The 854-nt window shown below is 26.5% G+C and carries 1 protein-coding gene; it reads right to left on the bottom strand.

Features of this window, described 5'->3' with window-relative positions; genetic code table 11:
- Positions 1 to 854: methyl-accepting chemotaxis protein (locus GQX97_RS12740; protein WP_232473384.1), on the bottom strand; the 854-nt coding region annotated here is incomplete at both ends.

Raw genomic sequence — 854 nt, 5'->3', positions numbered from 1 at the left:
TAATGAATTTGATACTTCTGTAACAAAATTATTAATTTCTTCTAATATAGAAGATGATTCTGATACTGTTTCATAACCTGAATCTATTTTTTGAATTGTGCTTTCAACTATATCTGTAATATCATCAGCAGCTTTAGCAGAAGTTTGTGCTAGATTTCTAACTTCACTTGCTACAACAGCAAATCCTTTACCTTGTTCACCAGCACGAGCCGCCTCAACAGCCGCATTAAGAGCTAATATATTAGTTTGAAAAGCTATAGACTGTATCATTTTAATAATTTCTGATATATTTTTACTTGCTTCAGATATTTCAGTCATATTTGATAATGTTCTTGATACAATATCAACTCCCCTGCTAGTATACTCTAATGCTTTCTCACTTATTTCTTTAGCYTTATTWGTATTARMATAAGTTTCTGTAATWGAAGAAGATAATGAYTCTATAGAACTTGCTAACTCATTAAYTGAAGATGAYTGAGAAATAGTTTTATTCGATAAATCATCATTGCCTAAAGATATTTTCTCCATTTCACTATTAATAGAATCTATATCAACTTTTAACTTATAAATTACAGAGCTAATRTTTTTCTGCATTTCATCTATAGAAGAAGACAAAGCATAAGCTATATTACCATGTTTTTTTGAAGCACTTTCTTGTATATCAAAATTACCTAAAGCCATATTATCTATATGATTTATAGCTTCATTTAAAGTATTAGTAATAGGTATAGTAATCAAAGTTACTAAAAGAGTTTCTAAAATAAGTGATAATAATATTATAAGTATCAAATAAAAAATTAATAAATTTGTTTTATCTCTTAATTCATTAATATTTCCTTTAGCTACTATATACC

The organism is Brachyspira sp. SAP_772 (genome assembly GCF_009755885.1).
In the GTDB taxonomy this organism is placed as follows: Bacteria; Spirochaetota; Brachyspiria; order Brachyspirales; family Brachyspiraceae; genus Brachyspira.
Note: the sequence above shows the minus strand (reverse complement) of the source record. Positions and strands in the feature narration are given on the sequence as shown.